This window comes from Faecalimonas sp. LCP19S3_D12, from assembly GCF_052121495.1.
Taxonomy (GTDB): Bacteria; Bacillota; Clostridia; order Lachnospirales; family Lachnospiraceae; genus Faecalimonas.
Map to the genome: position 1 here is coordinate 61,327 of NZ_JBQKED010000012.1, position 6,285 is coordinate 67,611.

Annotated in this window: 5 protein-coding genes; all 5 read right to left on the reverse strand. The window is 36.3% G+C overall.

Annotation, left to right across the window (positions count from 1 at the left end):
• Positions 1-6 precede the first annotated feature (6 nt).
• Positions 7-687, reverse strand: coding sequence for a sugar transferase (locus ACTQXY_RS05435; protein WP_441658631.1), 681 nt, complete (start codon positions 685-687; stop codon positions 7-9).
• Positions 688-701: 14 nt separating this feature from the next.
• On the reverse strand, positions 702-1,895 hold the full coding sequence (locus tag ACTQXY_RS05440; RefSeq protein ID WP_441658635.1) for an aminotransferase class I/II-fold pyridoxal phosphate-dependent enzyme: 1,194 nt from the start codon (positions 1,893-1,895) through the stop codon (positions 702-704).
• A gap of 12 nt (positions 1,896-1,907) precedes the next feature.
• Positions 1,908-3,311: an O-antigen ligase family protein gene (locus ACTQXY_RS05445; protein ID WP_441658632.1), complete on the reverse strand. Its 1,404-nt coding sequence runs from the start codon at positions 3,309-3,311 to the stop codon at positions 1,908-1,910.
• A gap of 38 nt (positions 3,312-3,349) precedes the next feature.
• Positions 3,350-5,284, reverse strand: a complete 1,935-nt coding sequence (locus ACTQXY_RS05450) for an SDR family NAD(P)-dependent oxidoreductase (RefSeq protein WP_441658633.1) — start codon at positions 5,282-5,284, stop codon at positions 3,350-3,352.
• Between the two features lie 190 nt (positions 5,285-5,474).
• The coding region (locus ACTQXY_RS05455; protein ID WP_441658634.1) for a glucosaminidase domain-containing protein at positions 5,475-6,285 on the reverse strand (811 nt) is incomplete at its 5' end.

Here is a 6,285-nt window from a genome sequence, read left to right on the forward strand (position 1 = left end):
CTCCATTTATCTGACCACCGCTATCACGGTGGCAAACATTGTTTTTATATCATCCCAAAAACTGAATTTTTCAATTGCTCTTAAATTATACTTCATCTTCTCCGGCAGTACCTGATGGATATATACCTCATCTGCATTCTCTGCCGACTCAAGCAATCGTTCTTCATCTTTATACTCTATACTTGCTCTTGAAGTTATTCCAGCCGGCATAAGCAGTGTTGCTTTCATCTCATCTGTATAATGTGCAACATATTTTTCCACTTCCGGTCTTGTCCCAACAAAAGACATCTCACCTTTTAACACATTAAAAAGCTGTGGCAACTCATCCAATCGGCAACCTCTAAGCATCTTTCCCATACGAGTTACTCTGGAATCTCCCTTTGTTGTTACCTGCGTTCCTATCTTATCCGCATTATTTACCATTGTGCGGAATTTAAAAATACGAAACGGTTTTCCATATGTTGTCACTCTTACCTGACGAAACATCACCGGTCCCGGTGAATCTATTTTGATCAAAATACTCAGCAAAAGCAATATCGGTGAAAGAATTACAACAAGAAGACTCGCAACTATGATATCAAAAATTCGTTTTGCCAGCAAACTTCCCTTATGGCATTGCAGTATTTCATAATATTTTTTTACTTGTTCCACTTGCATTTCTTTCGGAAGGTCATTCCATTTTCTCATGATCTACTTAATTCCTATTCTATACATTCTTTAAAATTTTGAATTACATAATCCACTTCTTCATCAGTCAATTTCGTATGAAGTGGCAAGGTGATTGCATTTTCAAACAAATCGCATGCATTCGGATAATCTTCCTTATTAAATCCCAAATTCTTATATGCTGTCAACATTGGCAATGGCTTATAATGTACATTCGTAGCAATTCCACGCTCCGCCATCCTTACAATAATGTCATTGCACTCTTGTCTTGTCTTTCCGTTCACTCGTACCAAATACAGATGTCCGCTTGAAACAAAGTTTTCTCCATAATGCTGCAACACAGTAATTGGAAGCTCCTTTAAGCCATCATTATATTTTTCAATAAGTGCCTTTCTTCTCGCCAAAATTCGCGGATATCTTTTTAACTGTACAAGCCCCAATGAGGCCATAATATCCGTCATGTTGCATTTAAAATAAGGCGCCACGATATCATATTCCCACGCGCCAAGCTGTGTTTTAGCCAACGCATCTTTAGACTGTCCATGCAGTGATAACAGCATAAACTGTTTATACAACGCATCATTATCCACACCATCTATGTCTCTCCATACCAAAGCGCCCCCTTCCGCTGTTGTCAAATTCTTTACAGCATGAAAAGAAAAGCTTGTAAAATCAGCAATTTCTCCGCAACGCTTTCCATCACGCATTGCACCAAACGCATGTGCTGCATCTGCAACTACTGCAATGCGCCCTAATTTCTCCTGCAGCTCGCTGCCCGCCTGAAACAAACTCTTCTTTTTCTCTATAATTTCATATATTTTTTCGTAATCGCAGATTACTCCGGCTATATCAACCGGAATAATTGCTTTTGTTTTTTCTGTAATTGCCTCTTCTAACGCCTCATAATCCATCTCATACGAATCTTTCTGCGTATCTACCAGAACTAATTTTGCTCCCACATGACAGACAACACTTGCAGATGCAGTGTAGGTGTAAGCACTTGTAATCACCTCATCTCCTGGTCCTATTCCCAGAACACGCAATGCCATCTCTGCACACGCTGTTGCAGAATTCAAACATACCGCTTTGCTTGTATTGCAAAATTTTGCAATATTCTGCTCAAACAACTTTGTTTTTGGACCAGTTGTAATCCATCCGCTTTTCAGTGTATCGACTACTTCTTGGATCTCTTCCTCCGTAATATCCGGTGGTGAAAATAATATGTTCATTTTTTTTTCCATCTATCTCATCCTCCTCTTTTTTTCAAAGACTTCTGTTGTTCCTTCAACGACAATTCCCATCAAAATCCAAAATAATATTGTTGTCAAATTATTCACAAAGAAGAGATCCGAAAAGAAAAACGCGTATACTAGCAAAATTTCTTCAATAATCAAAGCGCAAATAAAAGAATTTTCTATTTTTTTCTTTCCAAGAATCTTTTTTACAACCCGGAAAGCAACTATGCATCCAAATATAGCTACAATAAGTAAGCCTACAACTCCATCACTGACGAAAACCGTTAAATATGCATTGTGTGTCTCATACTGCGTCTTTGCAATATAACTTTTTGGATAAGTTTCACTTATGTAACTCAAACTATTTCTAGGTGACAAGCCCAATATGTTTTTGGAACCTTCCATAGATTGCATATAACCTTTCCAGATTGTAGCTCTATTATTAGAAATATTATCTGATTCTACGTCTTTTCTCTCTAGTCTTTTTTTGTCATCTGTTTTCTTTTTTGCATCATCAATGCCCTGCTCGGACATAACTATTCTCGGCAAATAAGTGAGCACTCGTTTAGATACTCTATACGTTCCCACAAATAAAACTAGCAAAACTACGACGCCAACTGTTATAATTGCTACTTTTTTTATCTCTTTCCATTTTTTCTGCAGCATATAATTCTTTAAAATCAAAATGGCTCCTGTCGCAATAGCTAACAACACACAAACTTCCGCTGTTCTTGAACCAGACAAGATAATATATACATATTGGACTACCAAAGAAACTACATAATAACTTTTCAAAAACTTTTTGTCCGTTTCTCGGAACAGATATAAACTCATTACAATCACATAAAGAGATGTCACACTTGCATAATTAGGATCATTAAATACACCAAAAACTCTATTATCTACAAATCCCTGCCTTTTAACCAGTTCTCCCAACTCAACATAATAGCCTATTTGAAACATATATTGTAAAATCGAGACAATTCCAGCAATCATCCATACCGCAATCAAGATATTGAATAACCTTTTACACAAAAGAATCGTTTTTTCTTTTCCTATACGAATATATATTGTATACAATAATAAGAGTTGTATACTTGTCCAAACAAGAGTTTTTACATTATCCGTTATTCCATATTTTATATTAACTACGCAGGATAATCCTGTCACAACCAAGAATAATACTAACAAATAGCTATATTTTGTCCTAAACATATATCTCTCTGTCAAAAGATCCGCAAATAATAACAACGCTCCTACTCCTGCAAAAGCCATATATAAAGCTTGATTCACTGGTCCCTCTACCAGCGCAGCCAATGGTACTATGCGGCCTATTATCGAATAGCAAAAGAATAAAATTGCATACCACACAACAGCTTTATTGATAAATTCTTTTTTTAAACAATTCATTTTATTTTCTCCTTATGTTCTTTTCGTATGCATTCAGACTACAACACTGGTTTTTCGTGACTCACTCTGCCCAAGCTACAGAATTCATTGTAGAGCTCATTATCTCTTCTCTCATCTTCTGGTCTAATGTGATATGTCGGGACAATCTCTGCCACTAACTTCTTAACTTCAAAACTCTCATCGGTCACAGCCTGCTCTAATTTCTTCAATTCACTCAAAAAGTGAACTTCATCAAACACTAATGGTTTACCAATAAATATCAACTCATTCTGAGTTTTTACCAATCCCTCTTCTTTTGTCAAGAGTTCTTCATACAATTTCTCACCTGGTCTCAAACCAGTATATTTAATCTCCATATCTACACCTAAAGTGTAGCCAGAAAGACGAATCAAATTCTTTGCAAGGTCTGCTATCTTAACTGGCTCTCCCATATCTAACACGAAAATTTCTCCACCCTTTGCATACGCCCCTGCCTGCAACACAAGCGAAACCGCTTCTGGAATTGTCATAAAATAACGAATGATATCAGGATGTGTAACTGTCACCGGTCCTCCGGCTGCCATTTGCTTTTTAAATAATGGAATTACACTCCCATTACTTCCAAGTACATTACCAAACCGGACTGCCACATACTCTGTACTAGAATATCTGCTGAATGTCTGGATTATCATCTCACACATTCTCTTCGATGCCCCCATAATATTCGTCGGATTCACCGCTTTATCTGTAGAAATCAAAACAAATTTTTTCACGCCATACTTATCCGCTGCACGTGCTGTCTTATACGTTCCAAATACATTATTTTTAATAGCTTCATTTGGACTATCTTCCATGAGTGGCACATGTTTATGAGCCGCCGCATGATACACAATATCCGGACGGTACAGTTCCATAACACTCTCAATTCGCTTTGTATTTCGCACAGAACCGATCAATGTCTCCAAATGCAGCATTGGATATTTCTTTTTCAGTTCTTGCTGAATATCATATGCATTATTCTCATATATATCAAATATAATCAAACATTTCGGATTATATTTTGCAATCTGCCGGCATAACTCGCTTCCAATGGAACCACCACCACCTGTAACAAGAACTGTTTTTCCCATCACATAACCAAGTACACTGTCTAAATCAATATTAATCGCGTCTCTTCCAAGTAAATCTTCTATCGAAACTTCACGAAGCTTTGAAACACTCACTTCCTCTGTAATAAACTGATACATCCCTGGAAGTACCTTTAATTTACATTCTGTCTGATTGCAAATCCTTAGAATCTCTCTTGTTATCTTTGCACTAGCAGATGGAATTGCCAGAACAATCTCATCCACCTTGTATTCCTTAGCGTTCTGGATAATTGTATCTTTATTTCCTACAATTGGAACTCCATGAATATATTTGCCCTTTTTAGACGGATTATCATCAATCACACAAACTACCTTTCGGTTCAGGTGTTTACTGAATTTCAATTCATGAATAATCATACTTCCAGCTTCCCCAGCTCCAATGACCATTGTATTTAGAATTTTTTCTTCCGTTCTGTTCAAACCGTGCATCACCATCCGAAGTCCTCTATACGAAAATCTTGTAACAGTTGTCGTCATTAACAGCAAGAAGAAATAAAAAATATAGTAACTTCTTGGTACTTTCAATACTAAGAACTGCATTCCTAACGCCTGAAATGCAGTTGATAAAATACAGGCCCCCAAAATAAGCATAAATTCATGCACACTAGCAAATGACCACACACTTTTATACAATTTCATCAAAATAAAAATAATAATTGTTGTAATAATATTGATCAGCATATAGTTCTTAATACTATCGATATATTCCTGTGGTATCCAGCTATAGTGCAGCTCATGTCTAATAATCAGAGACAAATAAGCATTCACAATAATTGTCAATACGTCTACAATAAACAACATGAACATTCTTGTTCTCGAACTTCTCCAATTTATTATATGTTTCATACTACTCCCTCTTTACAATTCTATTGCAAATTCTTACAACTTTTTTACATACTTTATTATAATATCAGATTTAGAGGTTTTATACAACATCTATCTTCTTAAGTTTTTCTATATATATACAAAAAGAGCAAGGCATCTCATTTTCTGTACCTTGCTCTATAAGAGTAATTTTATCACATCTAGTTATAAACTAAATTGCTTGCAAATCTGAAATCATTTTTCTTATACTATAACCATATTTCTTGTCTGTCGCCCAGCCTACTTTATATGGATTCTCATTGATACCAAGCCACTCAACATATGGCGCTTTCTTTCGTAACCAGTTTCCCCATCTCGGGTCTACACATTCATTTTTTAATGGTTTGTCATTAGCATAGCATTTTAAATGTTGCATCTGAGCTCTAACTCCCATTCTCACACCTTGTTTTCCGTAGTTTGAAAAATCAGCTCCCGCCTCACTATTTCCAGTAGCGCCTAATCCAGCAAAATTAAATTGCTCTACTTTCACATCCCCACCAAACTGAAGAAAGCCAGTTTCTTTCATACTCTGTGCGAACGCAACTTCCACTCTAATTCCTTCTGTTTCTGCCTCTTCGTAAAAAATTTTACAGAATTCCTCAATAGTTGCAGCCCCTCCTTTTTCCAATGCTTCTTTCGGATATTTTTTCCCCGATTTTTGAAAATATTTTACCATTTGATTGACCGTAACAGAATTTTTACCTTCTATCTTGTAGAAAACACTGTCAAGATTTTTTATACACTCACCTGTGACAGGATCAAAGTAATACTCTTTTCCATCTATAGTCTTATACCCTGTCACCATTTTCCCATCTGAGCCAAAGTAATAAATCTTTTCTCCTTCAATTACCCAGCCTTTCCACACTGTTCCGCTTGACAGATCAAAATAGTAATTGGAGCCTTCTATCTTTTGATGTCCTTTTACCATCTTTCCATCTGAACCAAAGTAGTAAATCTTACTTCCTTCGATTACCCAGCCTTTC